The following is a 20,970-nucleotide window of genomic DNA, read 5'->3' as shown; positions in this document are numbered from 1 at the left end:
GCTGGAGCTTCCCGCTCCAGACCGTTGTCAGGGCATCTTGCCCTGACTCTTTATCTTTGAATCATGAAAACCCTCCTTTTCCTCGCTCTAACATTATTCGCCGCCGCTGCTCCCGAATCCATTCTTCTCTGGCCCGGCGGCGCGCCCGGTTCGGAGGGCAAGGATACTCCAGAAAAAGTCGAGACGTCGGCCAGCGGCGAGCAAACGGTCACCAATATCCACAAGCCGAGCATCACCGTATATCTCCCCGCCAAGGACAAGGCGAACGGAGCTGCGGTGATTGTCGCTCCCGGCGGCGGCCACCGCTTGCTTTGCGTCACCCATGAAGGCAGTAACGTCGCTGAATGGCTGGCGGATCACGGCATTGCGGCGTTTGTTTTGAAATACCGTTTGGCCAGCGAGCCGGGTTCCACCTACACCGTGGACGACCACGCCGTCGCCGACATGCACCGCGCCATTCGTCTCGTTAGAAGCCGCGCCACCGAATGGAACATCAACCCGGCGGCGCTCGGCGTGATGGGCTTTTCCGCCGGTGGCGAAGTTTGTTCGATCTCCAGCATGAAGTTCGATGCGGGGAAATCCGATGCAACCGATCCGCTGGGCCGCCTCAGCGACAAGCCCGATTTCCAAGCGCTGATTTATCCCGGCCGCTCGATCCGCATCGTGCCGTTCAAGGAATCACCGCCCGCGTTTCTAGCAGCATCCTCCAACGATCGCCCGGACATTTCCGAAGGGTTGACGAAAGTCTATCTGGATTTCAAAAAGGAATCCGTGCCCGTCGAACTCCACCTTTACGCCGACGGCGACCACGGCTTCGGCTATCGTGCGAAAAGCACTGGCCCGGTCAGCCATTGGCTCGAGCGCTTCGACGAGTGGCTGGTGAATCGGAAGTTCACCACGGCGCGCTGACTGGAATTTTCGGGTTTTCCGTGCTGGCGTTGTCGAGGCGTCATCGACTTTAAGGACCTTGGAGGGATATTATTGGAAATGGAGTAGCAACTTCCGGAAGGTTCCGGGGTATAACATGGAAGCTCTTCAATCCATGAAACCATTCACCTTCCTCTCTGCGGCTGTCGTCACGGCATCGGCTGTTTTTTTTGCGGTCCCGGCTGAGGCAAAGAAGAAGAATGGAAACGCCCCCAAGGAGACTCCGGTCGCGCCGGACTCGACGCCCGCATCCTCGAAGGATCCACATTTCTGGACTTCGTCGGACGGGGAAAAGCTGGAGGCAACCTTTAAGACTTTCGAAAACGGCATTGTCACCGTGGAAGCAAAGGACGGGCGCAAATTACGACTCCCAGTGGCGCGATTGAGCGCTGAAGACCAGCAGTTCGCGTTGGAATGCAAGAGGGCGCAGCCCCGCCAGCCGATGCCGCAGGACGTTATAGTCAAGGCCGCCGCCAAGCTGGATGAATCCATCAACGCCTCGCTCAAGCAGAATGGAGTGGCGGCCAACCCTCCGGCCTCCGAGGCACAGTTGCTGCGGCGGCTTTACCTCGACACCATCGGCCGCATTCCCACGGCCGATGAAGCCCGGGCGTTCCTCGGCGACTCCGCTCCCGACAAGCGGGCGAAGCTCATCAATACGCTGCTCAACTCGCCCGGTTATACGATGCAAATGTATAACTGGCTGGCCGACATGCTGCGGGTGAAAGACGACTATGGGAAAGGCGCGAAATCCTATCTTTACGAAGACTGGCTCAAGGGGCAAATCGCAATGAATGTCCCGTGGGACGTGATGGTGCGCGACATGATCACGGCCGATGGAAAACTCAATGAGAACGGTGCGGCAGGATTTCTCCTTCGCGATGCGCAGATGCCGCTCGACGGCGTCTCGAATCTCCTAACTACTTTTCTGGGTGCTAATGTTTCCTGCGCCCAGTGCCACGACCACCCCTTCGCCGAGTGGTCGCAGCGGGACTTCTACAGCATGGCGGCTTTCTTTGGCGCGACGGACGGTTTCCACGAGGACGTTTTCAGGAAAACCCGAAGGCTGGCGAAATCCGAGGAGCTTTCCCAGCGGGGGAAAGCGGTGGTGAGACAAATTCTAACATCGAACGCCTACAACCTGGTGGATCTGCCCACCAACCACCTCAAGTTCCCCGTCGATTACAAATACAAGGACGCGAAGCCGGGTGATCCGGTCGCACCGGAGCTGATCCGATGGATTGGCACGGCCAAGGACAATCCATCCTACGGCATCTCGCTCACCAAACCCTCGCAGCTCCGCAACCAGTTCGCCGACTGGATGGTGCATCCGGACAATCCCCGTTTCGCCACCTCCATGGCCAACCGCCTGTGGAAAAAGGTTTTCGGCATCGCCGTTCAGGAACCGGTGGCTGATATTGACGATCCGTCCGAAGCGAGCAACCCGGAGTTGCTAACACAAATCACCACCTACATGAAGCAGGCGAAATTCGACCTGCGCGAATTCCAGCGCATCCTGTTCAACACCGCAGCCTATCAACGGCAGACCTGCACCGCGCCGGAAGATCCCAAGACCTTCCGCTTCCAAGGTCCCATTCTCCGCCGCATGAGCGCCGAGCAGGCGTGGGACTCCATCGTCACCCTCGTGTCCGGGGATGCACCGGACCAACTCCTCCTCCGGCGTGGCGACAACCTCCAACAGATGGCGGTGGACGACAACCAGATCAATCTGGCGACGGTGAACCAGATGGTTGAGGACATGAAAACGAAAGGAGCGGGAGCTAACAAAGCGCTTGCCGGTGGTGGCAGCAAGAAAGGCGGGGGAAATCCCCAAGCCATGGCCTCGGCCTATGAAGGTGGCAGGCCGCAGATTCGCTCCGGCTTGCTGTTAGCCCGCGCCAGCGAGCTCCAGCAGCCGGCACCGGAAAATCATTTCCTGCGCCTCCTTGGCCAGAGCGACCGCCTCGTTTCGGATACCAACACCACCGACGGCAGCGTGCCGCAAATGCTGCAGCTCATGAACGGACCCATCCAGGAAATGATCACCAGCGGATCCACCGCACTGGGCACCGCCACCAAGGCGACCACCCCTGCGGACCAGATCGCCTCGCTCTATCTCAGCTTCCTCGCCCGCCAGCCGCGTCCTGACGAATCCAGCCGTGCCTCCGCTGCCATGAAAAACGGCCTCGGTCTCCCTGACCTGGCGTGGGTGCTCCTCAACTCCCGCGAATTCCTCTTCGTCCCTTGAACCCGATCTCCAACCCGCACTCCTCATGAAATCAGATCTCTATCGACTTAACGAAGTCTCCCGCCGGGCGTTCGTCGAACGGCTGGCTCAAGCGGCGTTTGGCATCAGCCTGCTGCCATTCATCCCGGGTGGGAAACTTTTCGCGGAGGAGTCCGCCTCTCCGGCTCCGGTCACTTCCGGTGGTCCGGGTTTTGGCAGGGCGAAGGCTGTCATCATGCTCCAGCTATCAGGCGGACTCAGCCAGATCGACAGCTTCGATCCCAAGACCGGTGATTCGAAAGGTCCGGGCGAGGCGCTGGGCACCAAGGCGGACTTCCAAGTTTCCTCCTTCCTGCCGGAAACCGCAAAGATCGCGGACAAGATCACCGTCATCCGAAGCATGACCGCGAAGGTCGGCGTCCACGAACAAGCCCGCTACCTCATGCGCACCGGATTCGAACAACGCGGAACCATCGTCCACCCCACCCTCGGGGCATGGGCTCAGCACTACCTCGGCCCCAGTCATCAAACACTCCCTAGCAGCGCCTGCATCAATCGGCCGTCTAACCACGGCAACGGTTTTTTCCCCGCCACCATGAGCCCGCTCCCGATCCTTGATCCGGATGAGGGACTGAAAAACGCGGTTTCCCACGCGGATGCCGCCACCATGCAGAAGCGCCTCACGCTCCTCAACGAAATGGACCGGCAGTTCACCGCGACCGCGAAGGACCCCAACGTCGCGGCTTACAACGATTTTTACGAAAGCTCCCTGCGCCTCATGAAGGGCAAGGACCTGGAGTGCTTCGATCTCAACAAGGAATCCACCCCGCTCCGCGAGAAGTATGGGAAAAACCGCTTCGGCCAGGGCTGCCTGTTAGCCCGGCGCCTGGTCGAGGGCGGCGTCCGCTTCGTCGAAGTCGAAAGCGGCGGCTGGGACATGCACAAGGACATCAAGGGCGGCATGGAGGATCGCGGGACGGAATTCGACACCGCCTTCGCCGCGCTCATCAGCGACCTCGATTCCCGCGGCCTGCTAGACAGCGTCATGGTGGTGGTGGCCACCGAGTTCGGCCGCAAGCCGCAGTTCGACGGCAGCGGGCGAGGTCACCATCCGATTGTCTTTTCCAGCGTCATCGCCGGTGGTGGCGCGAAGCGCGGCTACGTCCACGGTGCCAGCGATGCCGCCGGCGGCCATGTCGAACGTGACCCCGTTACCGTGGGAGATCTTCATGCGACCGTCGCCCACGCCTGTGGCCTGCCGATCGCCACTCCCGTCATCAGCCCCAGCGGCCGACCCTTCACCATTGGCAACAAGGGCAAACCGGTCGTGAGTCTTTTCACGTAGGAGATTCCATTCTCTCCCCATTTACCCCCGACAGATCTATAAAAAGAATCCGTGCCCGAGAAGTTCTGCCACTTTGCCGACGGTGCCCACGGCTTCAACTACTGCGGCGCATTGACTGCCAGAGTTTTCTTGTCGTGGCTGAGTTACGTCAGTGAGTTTCTGATCTCGCTGCACGAAGAGAATTTCCCGCCCTCGCCATTGTCTGAAATTGATGGAATTCTGCCGAGGTAGCATGAAACACCTCCTCTTCATCTGCTCGCAAAACAAACTCCGCAGCCCAACGGCTGAGGCGGTTTTCGCGGGGATGCCAGGGATCGATGTGGACTCCGCAGGATTGAACAATGACGCCATCGTTCCGCTTTCGCCGGAGCAGGTCATGTGGGCGGACGTGATTTTTGTGATGGAGAAAACCCATCAGGAAAAACTGAAGCGGAAATTCAAACGCCACTTGAACGGCCAGCGGGTGATCGTTTTGGGAATCCCGGACAACTACGCTTACATGGACCCGGCGCTGGTGGAGTTGCTCAAGGTGAAGGTGACGCCGTTCCTGTGATCGGAAATCAAGGAGGGACGGACTCAGATCCGCCCCTGCCCATGAGGTGCCGATGAGCGGTGGTGAACCGCATTTCATTATCTTCCCGTGGGCCTCGGCGATTTGGAGATCGCGCGCTGCTTGGGTGGACGCCGCCCGAGTTTCGCAGTGGACCGGGCGCGGCTGCCGATTAGAGTCCGGCGCATGGGACGACGTTCGGGATGGATGCGGATCGCGGCGGCGATTGTGAGCGGCTTGCTGGTGGCCGGAGCGTTTCCGCCGTTGGATTTCACGTGGCTGGTGTGGGTGGGAATGCTGCCGTTGCTGTGGGCGCTGTGGTCGGTGGAGGGAAAACGCGCGGGCTGGAAAGGTTTCGGGATCGGTTATTTGACGGGCTTGGTCGCCTGTTTGATCCAGTTCAACTGGGTCGCTTCCGTTTCATGGCTCGGTGCGATTCTGCTGCCGGCGTATTTGGCCACGTATTGGGGACTTTTCGGGATATTCGCGGCGAAGATCGGGAACCCGTGGAAATCGGGAAATCGGGCGGGCGTCCTCACTGTCGCGTTCTGCCACGGCGCGGTGTGGGCGGGTTGCGAACTGCTGCGCGGCTGGGTCATCACCGGTATTAGTTGGAACGTTCTGGGAACCGCGTTTCATGACACACCGCACCTTGCCCAGGCGGCGGATTTGTTTGGAGTCGTCGGCTTGTCGATGGCGCTGGTGTTTTTCCAAGCGGTGGTGGTGCAGGCTGCGGTGCTGCGGAAATTGCGGCCTATCGTCGGCGCGGTCGCAGTCATTGGGATGATGTCGGTTTATGGCAGAATCCGGATCCAAATGGAAGACGACGCGCCTTCCGTCCGGCTCAAGACCTTGCTCGTCCAGCTCAACATCCCGCAGGAGGCCGACCGCGTGCTGTGGACCGCTTTGCAAACCCACCAAGGCTATGAGGAGGAAACCACCAAAGCCCTCGCTGCTTTGAAATCCCCCGACGGCCAGCCGTCCGCCTCTTGGCCCGACTGGGTGATGTGGCCGGAAATCGCCCTCACTGGCTGGATTCTCAACACCCTGGACGGTGAAAAAGGCATGTATCAGGTGAATTGGGATACCATTTCCCAAGTCCGCGAAGCCGGTCCCTTCACCCTTTTCTTCGGAGCCGCCGAGGGCGAAGCCGAGGACCACGGCGAAGGCCCGATTATGAATGAAAAAGGCGCTTCCTACAATTCCCTCGCCGTCATGTCGCCGACCGACGAAATGCAGACCTATCGCAAGGAGCACCTTGTCATCTTCGGTGAAACCATCCCGTTTCTCGACACCTTCCCCTTCCTCAAGAAAATCTACGAAGAACAAGCCGGAGCCGAGTACCACGGCTCCTTCAACCCCGGCACCACCTTCGATCCGCTGCCCGTCGCCATTGGCAATACCGAGGTCGGTGCCATCCCCACCATCTGCTTCGAAGATTCCGTCCCCCGGCTCACCCGGAAATTCCTCCGCCCTGGCCCGCAGGTCATCGTGAACGTCACCAACGACGGCTGGTTCAAACAATCCGCCGCCGCCGACCAGCATTTTCAATACGCCCGTTTCCGCGCCATCGAGCTGCGGCGGCCGATGCTCCGTTGTGCCAATTCCGGCGTCAGCGCAGCGATCAGCAGCACCGGCTCCACCACCCATCCCGACAGTTGGAAATCCCAAATACTCACCGATGCGACCGGCAGCCATTTCACCCGCGGCTCCCTTCTTACCGAGCTGAAAATCCCGCTTCATCCGACCTTTTCCCTCTATGCTCTTCTTGGGGATACGGCTCTTGCCTTGATTGCGACTTTCGGTCTTTTCCTTCCCATCCTGCAGCGGAAAACCCTCGCCAAAATCACCGGTCCCGACAGTGATCTAAACGAATCGAACCGCCACATTGCCGAATGAAGAAGCGCCGTCTTGCCAAACTCGTTCTCGGTGGCATCGCGATAAACTGTGTCGCCCTATTCGGTTTCACGGCTTGGACCGTATTTGAGGGTGATGAGGTTTCCGCACAGGAGTTCCGGCAACTTTCAAACGAGGCGAACGGGACGTCGATGGGCTCGACAAGCTACATGGGTCGTTCCAAGGGGTATGATTATTTCCGTATCGAGCAGGCCAAAAAACAATCACAGATCGTTCGAGTTCCCCAAGCGGACTCAACGATCAAGGAGCCTTACCCGTTGCGATACTGGCCGGGAAACTGGCGTAAGGGAACTTTTGGGGAACGGTCTTCCGATCAATCCATCTGGACCTTTTACCATTAGCCGAACAAATCCATGAAACCTACCCTCGTCTGGTTTGACATCCCCGCGCTCGATATCGACCGGGCCATCCGTTTTTATTCCGCGGTCTTGGACGTGCCGATCGACAAACAGGATTTCGACGGAGTTCCCACCGGTCTGATTCCCACCTCCGACGGCGGGCAGATGGGTTGCATCTGCGCTGTCGAGGACTTCAAGCCGTCGGCGGACGGCATCATGATCTACCTAGGAGTCGGTGGTCGGCTCAAGGACGCCGTGGCGGCGGTTCGCGCCAACGGCGGCACGGTGCAGCGGGACATTCATCCCATCGGGCCGCATGGTTTCCGTGCGGAGGTGTTGGATTCCGAGGGAAATTGTTTCGCGCTTCATTCTGAGACGGACGCGTGATCCAGCAAATCCATGGAAGCCCTCGCCGATTTCTTGATCCCTCCCGGGATCAAGAGATGTGTGTCATGATCTTTTCCAAGCTAAAGGAATTGGAACCGGCCGCAGTCCTTTATTCTCTCTCCGCCGAGGCGGTTGCGGGTTCCCTTTCCGCCCTCAACCGGGCTCGGCGGCAGTGGGAATCGGGGCGGAAATCCGGATTTTAAGGTCTTTTTTGCTTGCCGCACTTTTTGAGCCTGATTGGTTGGCCGGGATCCCGACCGCCGTGGATTTTTAAAAATTGCGTGTTCCGGCACGCAATCCGCTGAAAACGCCGGACTCAAACCCTTTCCCTTTGCCATGCTTTTCCCGACCGAACCGACACTGACGACCCCCTTGGAATCCGCGTTGCTTGACCGCAGGCGCGTGCTGGGCGGCCTCGGACTGACGGGTTTGGGAATGCTTGCCGGCTCGGATTTCGCAAGCGCGGCTCCTCTTCAAAAATCCGGTGGAGTGCCGCCGGTGGTTTCGGTGCAGACCCAAGCCAGGGCTCAGGCTCCTCTCGAATTGTTGCCTCCACGGCGGATCGACCTGAGCGGAGTGCCGGAAGAATGGGCGCGGAATCAAGGTTCGCTACTGCCGGAATACAACCGGTATTTGACGAATCTGAAGCTGAAATTCATTTCTCCGCAGCAAGTCATTGAGGCCCACGCGAAGAACCATGGCTCGATCTGGAATACGCTGCCGCCGAAAACCTGGTGGACGCGTATGGGCTACACGCTTCGCGTCGCCGATCGGATCGCCTTGGAAATGAACGTCAATCAAGTGGAGGTCGTTTCGGCTTACCGCTGCCCGCCCTACAACGCGCATTGCGACGGGGCGAAGTCCGGCTCATGGCATCAGGCGAACGTGGCGGTGGATGTGAAATTCCCGGTGCGCGCTTCTCAAGTGACGGCGACGGCGAGAAACCTCCGCGATCGTGGCCTGTTCAAGGGTGGCGTGGGTGGTTACTGGAATTTCACCCACATCGATACCCGTGGGGAGAATATGAATTGGTGAGCAGCCGGGCCGTTTCAACGCGGCTCACGTTTTGAAATCGCGGGTCTGGAATGACAGCCAGCCGATGGTGAAGAACGTGAAGTTCAGCCCGGTGAGGAACGCGTAGGACTCGATGATTTTCGGCCAGGAGATGTGCTGCTCCATCAGGAAAAGCCATGCACTCATCCGCCAGGTGATGAAGTAGCTTTCGTAAGGCTCGAAGATCGGAAACTCCCGCAGAATCATATCCACGAAAAGGATGGTGAGGGTGATGATCGTGGCGGCGGAGGGTTTGATCCTGAAACAGGAAAACATGAAGGCCATCGACGAGAGGGTGATCATGCTGATGCCAATACCGACGGCTGCCATGGAGAGACGTCCGGCACCTTCCGCCCAGTGCGGATAGGCGGCGAAGACTTTCATCTTGGGAACCATCACGAACAAACCGCCTTCCCAACCGATGGCAGCGACGGCCATGGCGTAGCCGGTGATGCCAACGAAGAAGACGAAGGAAAATGTGTAGAGCGAAACCGCGGTGTATTTCACCAATAGCAGGCGCAGGCGACTGATCGGCCGGGCGAAGACCAGCCGCAGGTTTCCATCCTCATCTTCCTTGGCGACGATATCTCCGGAGACCAGCGCGAAGTAGATCGAACCTAACAAAAACATGCTGAAAAGCATGATCGCGAAGGTCACGCTCAACGAGCTGTAGTAGGTGCTGAAATCCAGACCGTTGCGATCCATGATCCCCTTGTTGATTCTTTTGAGCGCGTCCAGCTTGTAAACGAAAAGGATCACCGCTTCCATGAGGATGAAAGCGCCGTAGCCCATCCAAGTGCGCGGCCGTGCAAAGAGCTTGCGGAGCTCGCCGCGGAGTTGTTGGAGGAAGAGCATGAGGGTCAGTTAGGGCTGGAGGCTCCGTTGAGGATTTCCATGTAGAGGTCCTCCAGCGAGCGGCGGACAGGGGAAAACGCACGGACGCGGACGCCGCTGCGGACCAGCGTTTCCACCAGCCCGGCCGGGTCGGAAGCATGTGGCAGGCTGATGCGGCCGGGTGATAGAATTTTTCCACCGGCGCTGTGGACGAGGCCGCAGGCGGTGCCCCAGGGCTCAAGATCGACTTCAAAAACTGGCGTGTCGTCCTGCAATCCGCTGACGCTGCCTTCGAAAACGTGCCTGCCTTCGCGCAGGATGGCGACGCGGTCGCACATGAGCTCGACTTCGGCTAACAGGTGAGAATTGAACAGAACGGTCATTCCGCGCTCGTCGCGGAGATTGAGGATGAACTCGCGGAACCACTTGATGCCTTCCGGGTCGAGGCCGTCGGTGGGCTCGTCCAGCAGCAGGACTTCGGGTTCCGGCAACAGGGCTTGGGCAAGGGCGAGGCGTTGGCGCATGCCGTGGCTGTAGGTCCGGACTTTCGAGTGGATGCGTTTCGAGAGTCCGACACGTTCAACGACCTTGAGGGCGGCATCGGCATCGAAGCCGGCGGAGTAGCTCATGAGGATTTTGAGGTTCTGCCAGCCGGTTAGATATTCGTAAAATGCGGGTGCCTCGAAGATCGCGCCCACCTTGCGCAGGGCCTTGGAGCGGTTTTTCAAAACGGATACGCCATCAATGGTGACATCGCCCTGATCCGGCATGACCATGCCGAGGATGATGCCGAGCGAGGTGCTCTTCCCCGCGCCGTTGTGGCCGAGGAGTCCGAAGATCTCGCCGCGGCGGACGTGGAAGGAAACGTCGGCCAGCGCGGGTTTTCCGCCGAAGGTTTTGTGAAGGTGGGTGGCTTCGAGCATGAGAATCAGGGGGGGGATTTGCCCGCGGAAAAGCGGGGTTTGTTAGAACTGCTGAGATCGGCGTAGAGATAATTGGTTCCGCCGGGATGCCAGTGTTCCTTGTCGATGATGAGCGGGATTTTATCCGGACGGTCCTTGATGCCGAAGAAGGAAAGCTGCGAGAACGCGAGTCCGTTCTGTGTCGAGTTCCACAGGTAGCTGCAGCCGGATCTTTCAAACTCCAGCTTGTCGGCGGGACAGCGGAAGGCGTCGGGAGTTTCAAGGTAAGGGAGCAGGGCGACGTCGAGCACCGGGACTTCTTCAGTCTTCGACGCGCGGCCGGCTTTGAGTTCGGGCATGATGTTGCCGTGTTCCTGAAGATAGGTCTGAAGCGCGACACCGAGGGAACGGAGGTTGTTGAGGCAGGTGGCTTCCCGGGATTTGTTGATCACCGAGCGGGTCATTGGAAACCCAATGCCTAACAGCGTGGCGATGATTGCGACCACGATGATCATTTCAACCAGAGTGAATCCGCGGCGTTTCATCATTGCCGTGGGCCGATTTCGTTGCCGCGCAGACCCTGCATTTGCTCGTTCATCGCCTCCATCAGCGGGGCGAGGTCGAGTTTCGTGTCGGTGCTGGATTTTTCAAAATAGGCTTTCATGCCCTCCTCGCTGATCTTGTCTAACAAATCAGCCCCAAGTTCGTCGGCGCGGGCCATGTCGGCGCCGGTCTTGCCGTTTTGGATTTCCTTGAGTCCCTGCTCGACGAATTTCTTGCGCTGGTCCGGTTTCATAGCGTCCATGGCTTCCATGAAACGGCTCATGGACTCGACGATGGTCAGGTCGATGAAGAGGCCTTTTTCGCCGGGCGAGAGTTTGCGGAAGAAATTCTCACCAGTGCGGTTCTCGCGGTTTTTCTCGCGTTCTTGGAAATCGAGGCGGTTGACGAGGCCGGCGATCTTGCGGAGCTCCTTTTCGCGACGGGCGGCTTCCGCGGAATCGGCGGCGTTTTTCTGAGCGGACCAGTCGGCGAATTTAGCATCGGCGACCTCGCGGTTCACTAGCTCCGCGGTGATTTTCCGAGTTCCGGCGTAGGCCCGGATGCCCCAGACGCAGGCCCACACGGCGATCAGAACGAGTGCTGCTGTGATAAATACCTGTCGGCGTGCCATGACTAACCGACCTTATGCGAAGACCGTCAGCGCGCAAGCGGACAAAACCGGGCCGGGATGCGTGGCTTTGAAATCAATCTTGGCGAGGCCGGGCGGTGGTGGTTGAATCCCGACGATGAAAGCAACGCCGAGTTTGTTCCTGATGTTCCTCCTGGCCACACCGCTGGCGTTTGGCGACATGATGTCCGACCTTGTGGAAAAGGCTGGAAAGGGAGAGCTCGATGCGCAGATCCAACTCGCGGAACTTTACTCACGCGGCGAAGCCGTCGCGAAAGACGATGCGGCGGCCGTGCTCTGGCTCACCAAAGCGGCGGAGCAGGGAGATGCCGGAGCGCAATTCAAACTCGGTCAGCGCCAACTAAAAGGCGAAGGCACGACGAAAAATGCAAAAACGGGCATCGAATGGCTTACGAAGGCTGCCGAGCAGGGAAATGGCGATGCGCAGATGGCGTTGGGTGGAATTTACATCGCAGGAAAAGGCGTTCTGAAAAACAGCACCGAAGCGGCGAAGTGGTTCATGATGAGTGCGCAAACGGGAAATCCCGCAGCGGAATGCCAGATCGGCCGGATGCACATGACGGGAGCCGGCGTGGCGAAGGATGACGTGGAGGCCTACAAATGGGCGAGGCTGGCGTCAGCCGATGGTGACGCGGCGGCGAAAAAAATGGTTTTCGTGCTCGAACAGCGCATGGCCCCCGGGGATGTGGTGGAAGGCCAAGTCCGCTTCCAGGATTTCCAGGAGCAGAAAAAGGCCGGGCAAACTCTAGGCGCTCCGCCAGCTGAACCGGCGGAGCCGGTTGTTCCGGTGGAACCGCTGGCTCCCATCGAGCCCGAATAATTCACCAAGGTCAGGGAGTGACTCGGACGTGGCTGAATTTGGAGGTATTGAGCAGATCCTTGTCGCCGCTGCTCACCGAGAGGCCGATGTAGCAGTTTTCCGGAAGGTTCAGGTCGATGGTGCCTGCTTTGGTCCACTTATTGCCATTTTTGCTCTTGAAAGCGGTGATGTTGTCGCCGTCGCGAACCAGCTTCAGCCAAGTTTCATGAAATTCAGGGCTTTTGAGCGAGTTTTCCCGGGCGGTTGCTCCAGTTTCGGATCGCCGCAGCCAGCGAAGATCGCCGTTGCCGTTGACTCCGATGAAGACTTGGCGGGAATCTGCTGCGAGTGAATCTCGGATCATCAGCCCGACGCGGGTGTCGGCTCCGGTGTCGTCGATTTTCTCGATACAAGCGGTGATTTGTCCGTCACCGCTGAGGTTCTGCCAGCCGAAGTTGCCAGCATCGGACTTCTCGTCGAGTGCGCCGGATCCTCCCACCGTGAAAACTCCAGCGGCGTAACGAGCGGGGCCTGCCAGATTTCCAGTGCCCACGCGCTCGAGTCTCCACGGCAGCGGCAGGGTGTTGAGGTTGATTTTGATTTGCAGGGTTTCCTCGCTGAAAGCACCCGCCAAATCGGTCGCGCGGATGGTGAATTGATTGAGTCCCGCGCTGCCGCCAGGCGGAGTGCCTTTGAGGAGTCCATTGGGCGAGATGCTGAGCCATTCCGGACCGGAAGTTTTCGAGTAGGAAAAGGAGTCTCCGAGGTCCGGGTCGAAGGCGATTGATGCGAGCGTTTGGTCGCGATAAACGACTTTTTCGGTTCCCGCCGGATAGATGATCGGGCTGAGCTTGAAAACAGGAGCGTTGTTGGTGTTGGCAACGGTGACGATCAGCGTGGCAGTGGCGGATGCTTTGAATTGATCGGCGACTTTCACGGTGAAGGTATTGATTCCAACGTTGGAGTTGAGCGGTGTGCCGCCGAGTGCTCCTTCCGGAGAAATCGTGAGCCATGCGGGACCTGATAGTTTCCGGAAAATCAGGACATCGCCGGGATTTTCATCGGTGGCGACGAGTTGTCCCAAGAAAGATTCGTTTTCGGTGGCGGAGGCGGGAATCGAATCGGAGGGAAATGCGGGGGCGAAATTTCCCGGAACTTCTGCGACCGGTGTGACGGTGAGAAGAACCGTCGCAGCCTCGGAATAAACCGCGCCGTCGTTTGAGCGGAAGGTGAATTGGTCGCTGCCAATGTAGTCCGGCTCGGGGATGTAGGTGAGATTCGGGGCGGTGCCGGTGAGGATGCCGTGGGTTGGGCCGGCAACGACAGAGAATGTTAGGGCTGTTCCTTCGGGATCACTGCCTGATAGTGTAAGGGCTGTAGGAGTGTCCGACTCGGTTGTTACGGATTGGTCGACGGCCAGCGGAGGCTGGTTGACGAACGGGCCTTTCAGGATATTGAGCTCGGCGACGCAAGTATCGGAGGTGCCGTTGACTTCGGTGAGCGCCTTGAGTCGGACAAATTGGCCTGATTTGGTGGAAAAGGTGACCTGCTTCTCGGCGGATGAATTGGCGAAGGTGCCGGTTGCGACGGGGTTGCCCCAGTTTACGCCATCAAGACTGACGAAGAATTGGTATTTCCCGATGTTTCCGATCGATAATCCATCCTGGCGCGGGAGATATTTGAATCCGCTGATGTTTTGAACCGCGCCGAGATTGATTTGGATTTCGTGAGGCAGGGTGGGGAGCGTGCTGGTTCTCCACTGGGTGTGCCAGAAAGTGGCGGGATTTCCGTCGAAGGCATAGCTTCCGGGCGAGTCGAAAATTTCCTGGCTATCAACGGATTTCAGCGTCCAGCCCGTGCGGGCAAGCACGCTGACACCCGTTTCCGGAATGACGGGTGTGATGGTGATCGAGACGGTGGCGGTCGCGGAATTCGCGGTCCCGTCGTTGGCCTTGAAGGTGAATGAATCGGCACCGGAGTAGCCCGCCGCCGGTTGATAAGTTAGATTGGGCGCGGTTCCGCCGAGCGTGCCGTTCGCCGGGCCGGTGACGATGCTGAATGACACGGCGTTGCCGTCGATATCAGTGCCGGTGAGTGTGATGGGCAGGGTGCCATCTTGAGCGGTTGTTACGGATTTCGATATGGCAACGGGTGCGTCGTTCACTGCGGATACGGAAATCGAAACCGTCGCGGTGGTGGAATTGGAGGTGCCGTCGTTGACCCTGAACGTGAATGAATCGGTGCCGGTGTAATTTGCAGCAGGAGTATACGTTAGATTCGGAGCGGCTCCGCCGAGTGACCCATGGGCCGGACCGCTGACGACATTGTAGGTCAGGCTGTTATTATCGGAGTCAATGCCTTCCAGGACGACGGAGAGGGCGGTGTCTTCGGAGGTGGTCACCGATTTCGCAATCGCTACCGGCGTGTGGTTGACCGGTGTCACAGTGATCAAAACGGTCGCTGTAGCGGAATCGACGGTGCCGTCATTGACTCGATAAGTGAAGCTGTCTCCGCCGGTGTAGGCTGTGAACGGATAGTATGTGAGATTTGGCGCGGTGCCGCTGAGGGCGCCGTTGGCGGGATTGGTTAGCACCGAGTAAGTCAGCGCATTGCCGTCGGCGTCGGTTCCCGAGAGTGTGACCGCGAGAGACGTGCTTTCCGAAGTGGTGAGTGATTTTGATACGGAGACGGGAGCGTGGTTGGCAGCGGGGGTCGAGCTTCCTTGGATTAGATAGATTTCGGCAGCGGACATGTAGGTGCCACCGCTGGCGTCGGTAATGCTGCGAAGGCGGATGAATTTCCCGGTAGTTTCCGGGAATCGGACTTCTTTCAGATCGTGTGTGTTCGCGAAGGTGCCTGTGGCGACGGGAGTTCCCCAATTCACCCCGTCCAGACTCACGTAAAACTCGTATTGCCCGACGTTTCCTACCAGGAAGCTGCCCGACCGTGGCAAATAGCGGAAGCCGCTGATGCTCTGATTGGTTCCCAAGTTGATTTGGATTTCATGCGGCGGGGGCGTTGGGCTTTCCGACCACGACGTGTGCCAAATGGTGCCTGGATCGTTGTCAAATGCGTAAGCAGCTTGGTAATCCAATGACTCCTGGCTGTCCGCGTATTTCAGGGTCCAGCCTGTTGAGGGAATGAGAACGGTATTGGGTATTTGATACGAGACCTCACTCGACGCCGGTCCTTGGAGCCCCGCTTGATTGACGGCAGCGACGACAAAATAGTAGGTGCTCCCTTCTGCGAGGCCGGAAATCGACGCCGTTGGATTCGTGCTTACGTTGATAGCGTTTGGGTAGACTCCGGACTGGGATCCGTAACTCACCCGGTATCCGGTAATGTCGCTTTCAGGATTGGCATTCCACGCCAGATTCACGGCGGGAGCGGTGGCGGCGAACGAATTGGCCATTAGGCAAATCGCGGCGAGGGCGATCCATGCGAGACGGGCATGGACGGGTCCGGTCTGGGCTCGGATCGAGCTTGCGACGGGATTCAGGAAGGAGCAGAGCCTTGGGTGCAAAGCTCCGCCCAATTTGGCCGGTGAGGCCAAGCGGCTGATTTTCATGGCTGGTTGTAAGGGTGTAGGCAGAAGCAACCCTGCCGTCTTAGGCCTCCAGAGTGGGACTCTCGGGAGAGACGACCGGCCCGTTTCGGATGTGGCACTTTCCAACGAGGGTGGCTCGATGGAAGTCGTGCCGAGTTGGGACTGAACCCGATCCGGGCAGCCTGAACTGAAGAAGGGACTCTACAGCTCAGGAAGATTTCATTTTGACCCAAGTGGGACGGTTAAGTCGCTTGAGTCGATTTAGGTGGTGGACAGCAGACTGTTTTAATCGGATCTCGGACCTTACCGGTCTCTGATCTTTCACGGAATGTAAAAAATATGGGAAAATTAACAAGAATTATCGTAAATAATTTTGAACAAATTGACATTCAATGTGTCAGTCATCGCGATTTGAGTCGAATTCCTGATATAGACGTCCCATTTTGCAAATCGGAACCGGTTTTTGATGCCGCAATCGCAACGAGCTTAGGAACCATGGGAAAATCGATTCCTTACTCCTCCGATAGGGATCTTTCTATATCCGGATCTTTGAATCAAAGATCATCCTTGGGGCAGGGATTTCCGACGTCGGTAATGGGATTGACAGATATCAAGGTTTTCTTTAAAAATATCTGCCTTTGTTCAACCTTCATCCTATGTTTAGCACCCCCCGAATCTCCACCAGCAAGGTAACAATCGCCCTGCTGGGGGCGTGGTTGCCGTTGTCGTGTCCCGTAAACGGGCAGGATTTCACCACCCAAGTGGGCAGCCCTGATTCGTTGAGCTTGGTCAATTTGGTCCCCTTGGGCGAAGGATTGAATTTCGGCTCCGGTCCGGGCCTCAAAGGAGGCTTTGCCTACGGCTTGGGAGTCCAGACAGTTTATGACTCCAATCTATTTCTCTCGGAAGATGATCCGGAGAGCGAGGTCTCGACCAACTTATCGCCGTGGCTCAGCTACACCACTGATCCTGAAGGAGGTGCGAAGTTTACCATCGCAGCCAACTATCATCCGGTCGCGAGAGCCTATATCAATAACCCGGATCTTAATTCGTTTGATCAATCGGGTGATATTTCAATGACGATCATTGGGGCTAAAACGGTCATTACCGCTTATACCAGACTCAGTGAAATATCCGGGACCGACCGTTTGAGCGGACAATTCGTGAACGGATCGCTTTTGAGCACCGGAGTGGCGGCCGCTTACCAGATCGCACCGCGAACCTCATTGTCGACAAGTTGGACTGCTGCGATGTCCGATTACGGAACCAGTTCCTTGGATGGCGCGGAGATCTACACCGGCCAATTCGGCGGCTACTGGTCTGCCACCGAGCGGTTCAGTTTTGGTCCTGCGATCCGCTACACGACCACAAAATCGGACAACACGGGAACCCGCGATGCTTGGGCCTTGTACATGCAGGCTCAATACAAGGTGGGTGAAAGGATTTATGTGACCGGTGCATTGGGGGTGGAATACGCGAAAAGTTCCCGTGATGACGAAAGCAGTACGGTTGGAATGACCGGTAATTTCAATGCGACTTACGCCATCAGCGAACTCTGGGCATGGAGAAGCACCATTCAATATATCACGATTCCATCTCCTACCGATACAAACTATGTGGTTAACAATCTTTTGATTTCCAATGGTGTGGATCGAAATTTGCTCAGAGCGACCGTGGGTGCCGGGGTGGATCTGAATTTTTCAAACTACGAGGGAGTCGGCACCGTGGGTACCCAGTTGGGTAACGAGAGCAATGTCAGCACTTACCTTTCGTATCGCAGAAAGTTGTTCTCAGAGCGTTTGGATTTCCAATCCAAGATCCGCTATTCGGTGAATGATGGCCAGGTCGACTGGAATCAATTCCAGATATTTGCGGGATTGGACGTGCAGTTTTAGTCTGCCACTGATTGAGGAAATCGGAAACGGTGTTGAATCGGTTTCCTGGCGGAAACGGATTCACATGCGCCCTTAAAAATACCGGGGCTGGCAAGCTTGCTGCTATTTTGACGGAGTGGTGTTACGCATCGAGGCGATTGCCGTGTGGACCGCGCTAATTTTTTCTCCCCTGATTCAATGTCTTCGAACATTCCATCCGCATTGCCAGAGTTGGGTTTCCTGCTTTGTCGTGACGATTCCGCAACTCCGGAAATGTCGACGTTACGTGATCACGTAGTTATCGATCATGATTTTTAAGGCATGATCCCCCAAGTAAGTTGTTTCGAATCGCCAATCAGCATGCTGAGTGGCAGAAGTTAGCGGAACCACTTTCTCCCCCCGATTGAGATGAAAATTTACGATTGTTCACGCACGCTCTTGAATATCCGTCATGCAAGGGCTGCTTGCCGTCTCGCTGTTGCGAACGGGAGCCGTCGGCCCAACAGAGCGCAATTCCATTCCGGTGTCCGTGAAACAGTCTCCCGCGCCGGGATTCAGGGTGAGATTCTTGTGGCTTCGAATTCGGGCATAGCGGGATTTTCCCGCAATAGCTCCGATTTGACCGCACTCGCCGAAGGGGGGACGTGTGGCAATGGAATGGACCTGAATGACCTTGCGCGAATGCCTCGGAAAAGATCAAGGTATCAGCGACCTTTGAAAACTGCCTAACACCGGAGTTTAATTAACTTTTACGTATTTTATTGATAATCAACTGACAATCGATAGGAAACTGCCACGTTCGTAATTATCCTTGAAAATTCGGGAGGTCGTCCTTATGACAGCCTCTGTTCGGAAGCCTCGCAATTGAACTGAAGCGGGGTTTCCGGTCGAATTAATCAACGGAATGAAACGAACATTACATCTTGACCGAATTCCCCCACTTGGTTTTAGTGCTTGATTGCCCTAATTGACCACGGGCGGCAGCGTTTTTGTTCCGAATTCTAAAAATTTCATCATTTCAGACTCCTTAAACCCAAACTCTTAAATTTTCATGAACATGTCATAACCAATTGATTTACAGTTCCACCCCCCCACCCCCCCACCCCCCCATGACCACTGCTGTTAAAGCAAAGAATCCCAAGAGGAAGTCATCTTCTTTTCCGGGTACCCTATCTCATACCGAAGGCCATGCGCCTAGCTCCAGCGACTACAATCGCTTATTCGGCTCCCTGACTGCCACATCGGCACTTCGGGTTGACTCGCCCGACGAATCGAAGCAGAGATCCTTACCCGACATCGGCTGGAAGCGCGGTCTGGATCTTTCGTGCATCGCGCTAAGTCTGCCGATTGTCTTGCCCCTGATGGCTCTGATCGTCTTGTGGATCAGGCTTGTGTCGCGCGGCCCCGCACTGTTTCGCCAGGAGCGAATCGGTCAAGATGGCCGGAGTTTTGTGCTCTACAAGTTTCGCAGCATGAAAATGAATGCCGGAACGAGTCGTCACGAGACCTATCTCAGACACCTTGTGAAATCCGATAGTCCGATGATCAAACTCGATCTTCTATGCGACTCGCGTTTGATTCCGGGAGGTTGTTTGCTGAGAGCAGCCGGTCTCGATGAATTGCCCCAGTTGCTCAATGTCCTCAAGGGTGAGATGAGCTTGGTCGGACCCCGGCCGTGCCTTCCCCAAGAGTACGCCTTTTTCTCCACCCAGCAAAGGGAACGCTTCAACGCCCTTCCCGGCCTCACGGGCAGTTGGCAGGTGAGTGGTAAAAACCAGTCCACCTTCAGTGAAATGAACGCCATGGATATCCAATATGTGCGTCATACCACTCTCATCATGGATCTTGGGATCATGTTGCGGACTCCATCCGTGCTGATCCATCAAATGTCCCAAGCCGCTCGTCAAAAATTCGCCGCTCGCCAAGTTGCACGTAACTCCCGTCACGAAGGCAATTCCAAGTGCAGCACTCAACGAATTGGCTGATGAAATGAGAAATCCAATTGCCGTTGGAATCGTCGGGTATGGCTACTGGGGGCCAAATCTTGCGCGAAACTTCGGTAAATTGACATCGGCCCGCCTCGCCGCGGTTTGTGACTTTAGTGAGGATCGCCTGGCACACATGGGGAAACTTTATCCCGAGGCGCTCGCTTATCAGGACTTTGAAAAGATGATCGCCGGAGCGGAGCTTGACGCTGTGGTCATCGCCACTCCGCTGAAATCCCATCATTCGCTCGCCAAGGCGGCCTTGCTTGCCGGCAAGCATGTTCTCATTGAGAAGCCGATGGCGGGTTCGGTGGCCGAATGCGAGGAACTCATTGAAATCGCCCGCAATCGAAAACTGGTCCTTCTGGTAGGACACACCTATCTCTACTCGGAAGCTGTCAGAAAAATTCTGGAAATAATCGCCAGTGGAGACATCGGCGATGTCCGATATATCAACTGCCAGCGGCTCAATCTGGGACTCTTCCAACAAGATATCAATGTTGCATGGGATCTGGCTCCCCATGACCTTTCGATCATTCTTCACGTCATGGGCTCGCCGCCGCAGGTAGTCAACTGCCAGGGCAACGCCCATATCAATCCGGACGTTGAGGATGTTACCAATATCTCGCTCATCTTCGCGGACAAGAAATTCGCAACCATCCAGAACAGTTGGCTTGAGCCCAAGAAAGTAAGGCAAATGACGTTTGTCGGGACACGCAAGATGATTGTTTATGATGATCTGCAGCCCCTCGAAAAGATAAAGATTTACGACGTGAGGGTGGAATGCCCGCCACATTATGATAGCTTTGCCGAGTTTCACTACTCCTACCATTACGGGGATTGCTATATTCCCCATATCGAACAGAGCGAACCGCTGCAGACTTTGTGCGGTCATTTCATCGAATGCATTGTGCATCGGTGCCCTCCCATATCATGCGGCGCCAACGGCCTCGCCGTGGTGAGGGTCCTTGAAGCGTGCGAAAGTTCGCTGAGAGCCAAAGGCGGACCCGTCACCTTGTCGAATTCCGGAATTTCAACGCCAACTGCGGAACTGCTGCCGATGTCGGAAGCGGGTTGATCAAACACCTCGAAT

General features: G+C 56.9%; 18 protein-coding genes. 13 read left to right on the top strand and 5 right to left on the bottom strand.

Annotated features, from left to right (window positions below; translation table 11 throughout):
- The first annotated feature begins 63 nt into the window (after positions 1-63).
- From ABIQ96_RS11865 to ABIQ96_RS11825, 9 genes are all read left to right on the top strand, one after another.
- Positions 64-909 (top strand): alpha/beta hydrolase, encoded by an 846-nt coding sequence (locus ABIQ96_RS11865; protein WP_348214805.1) that lies wholly within the window; start codon positions 64-66, stop codon positions 907-909.
- Between the two features lie 133 nt (positions 910-1,042).
- Positions 1,043-3,175, top strand: coding sequence for a DUF1549 domain-containing protein (locus ABIQ96_RS11860; protein WP_348214804.1), 2,133 nt, complete (start codon positions 1,043-1,045; stop codon positions 3,173-3,175).
- Positions 3,176-3,200: 25 nt separating this feature from the next.
- Positions 3,201-4,499 carry a DUF1501 domain-containing protein gene (locus ABIQ96_RS11855; protein WP_348214803.1) on the top strand — a complete coding sequence of 433 codons (1,299 nt, stop codon included), beginning with the start codon at positions 3,201-3,203 and terminating at the stop codon, positions 4,497-4,499.
- Positions 4,500-4,550: 51 nt separating this feature from the next.
- On the top strand, positions 4,551-4,730 hold the full coding sequence (locus ABIQ96_RS11850; protein WP_348214802.1) for a hypothetical protein: 180 nt from the start codon (positions 4,551-4,553) through the stop codon (positions 4,728-4,730).
- Between the two features lies 1 nt (position 4,731).
- Positions 4,732-5,052 (top strand): low molecular weight protein tyrosine phosphatase family protein, encoded by a 321-nt coding sequence (locus tag ABIQ96_RS11845; RefSeq protein ID WP_348214801.1) that lies wholly within the window; start codon positions 4,732-4,734, stop codon positions 5,050-5,052.
- A gap of 183 nt (positions 5,053-5,235) precedes the next feature.
- On the top strand, positions 5,236-6,948 hold the full coding sequence (lnt, locus tag ABIQ96_RS11840) for an apolipoprotein N-acyltransferase (RefSeq protein WP_348214800.1): 1,713 nt from the start codon (positions 5,236-5,238) through the stop codon (positions 6,946-6,948).
- Complete coding sequence (locus tag ABIQ96_RS11835; protein ID WP_348214799.1) at positions 6,945-7,307, top strand: hypothetical protein; 363 nt, start codon at positions 6,945-6,947, stop codon at positions 7,305-7,307. The genes lnt and ABIQ96_RS11835 overlap by 4 nt, the downstream gene beginning before the upstream one ends.
- A 12-nt stretch (positions 7,308-7,319) precedes the next feature.
- Positions 7,320-7,691 carry a VOC family protein gene (locus ABIQ96_RS11830; protein WP_348214798.1) on the top strand — a complete coding sequence of 124 codons (372 nt, stop codon included), beginning with the start codon at positions 7,320-7,322 and terminating at the stop codon, positions 7,689-7,691.
- 336 nt (positions 7,692-8,027) lie between these two features.
- The gene (locus ABIQ96_RS11825) at positions 8,028-8,726 is read left to right on the top strand and encodes a D-Ala-D-Ala carboxypeptidase family metallohydrolase (RefSeq protein ID WP_348214797.1); all 699 of its coding nucleotides are present in this window, start codon (positions 8,028-8,030) and stop codon (positions 8,724-8,726) included.
- 24 nt (positions 8,727-8,750) lie between these two features.
- On the opposite strand, the gene ABIQ96_RS11820 is transcribed toward ABIQ96_RS11825, so the two are convergent.
- The 4 genes from ABIQ96_RS11820 to ABIQ96_RS11805 are packed head-to-tail and all read right to left on the bottom strand — an operon-like array spanning position 8,751 to position 11,654.
- On the bottom strand, positions 8,751-9,599 hold the full coding sequence (locus tag ABIQ96_RS11820; RefSeq protein ID WP_348214796.1) for an ABC transporter permease: 849 nt from the start codon (positions 9,597-9,599) through the stop codon (positions 8,751-8,753).
- 5 nt (positions 9,600-9,604) lie between these two features.
- A complete protein-coding gene (locus ABIQ96_RS11815) occupies positions 9,605-10,501 on the bottom strand; it encodes an ABC transporter ATP-binding protein (protein WP_348214795.1) in 897 nt (298 codons plus the stop codon).
- Between the two features lie 5 nt (positions 10,502-10,506).
- Positions 10,507-11,028 (bottom strand): type II secretion system protein, encoded by a 522-nt coding sequence (locus ABIQ96_RS11810; protein WP_348214794.1) that lies wholly within the window; start codon positions 11,026-11,028, stop codon positions 10,507-10,509.
- The gene (locus ABIQ96_RS11805; protein ID WP_348214793.1) at positions 11,025-11,654 is read right to left on the bottom strand and encodes a hypothetical protein; all 630 of its coding nucleotides are present in this window, start codon (positions 11,652-11,654) and stop codon (positions 11,025-11,027) included. Before ABIQ96_RS11805 ends, ABIQ96_RS11810 begins: the two co-directional genes overlap by 4 nt.
- 115 nt (positions 11,655-11,769) lie before the next feature.
- Here ABIQ96_RS11805 and ABIQ96_RS11800 point away from each other — a divergent pair, with 115 nt between their 5' ends.
- Positions 11,770-12,492 (top strand): tetratricopeptide repeat protein, encoded by a 723-nt coding sequence (locus ABIQ96_RS11800; RefSeq protein WP_348214792.1) that lies wholly within the window; start codon positions 11,770-11,772, stop codon positions 12,490-12,492.
- 10 nt (positions 12,493-12,502) lie between these two features.
- Here the strand turns inward: ABIQ96_RS11800 and ABIQ96_RS11795 are convergent, their stop codons facing one another.
- A complete protein-coding gene (locus ABIQ96_RS11795) occupies positions 12,503-16,039 on the bottom strand; it encodes an Ig-like domain-containing protein (RefSeq protein WP_348214791.1) in 3,537 nt (1,178 codons plus the stop codon).
- Between the two features lie 635 nt (positions 16,040-16,674).
- On the opposite strand from ABIQ96_RS11795, the gene ABIQ96_RS11790 reads away from it, so the two are divergent.
- From ABIQ96_RS11790 to ABIQ96_RS11780, 3 genes are all read left to right on the top strand, one after another.
- Complete coding sequence (locus tag ABIQ96_RS11790) at positions 16,675-17,913, top strand: hypothetical protein (RefSeq protein ID WP_348214790.1); 1,239 nt, start codon at positions 16,675-16,677, stop codon at positions 17,911-17,913.
- Between the two features lie 1,088 nt (positions 17,914-19,001).
- Complete coding sequence (locus tag ABIQ96_RS11785; protein WP_348214789.1) at positions 19,002-19,877, top strand: sugar transferase; 876 nt, start codon at positions 19,002-19,004, stop codon at positions 19,875-19,877.
- Complete coding sequence (locus ABIQ96_RS11780; protein ID WP_348214788.1) at positions 19,819-20,955, top strand: Gfo/Idh/MocA family oxidoreductase; 1,137 nt, start codon at positions 19,819-19,821, stop codon at positions 20,953-20,955. Before ABIQ96_RS11785 ends, ABIQ96_RS11780 begins: the two co-directional genes overlap by 59 nt.
- Positions 20,956-20,970: the final 15 nt, after the last annotated feature.

It is taken from the genome of Luteolibacter sp. (genome assembly GCF_039920825.1).
Taxonomy (GTDB): domain Bacteria; phylum Verrucomicrobiota; class Verrucomicrobiia; order Verrucomicrobiales; family Akkermansiaceae; genus Luteolibacter.
This window is presented reverse-complemented; position numbering and strand designations above follow the sequence as displayed.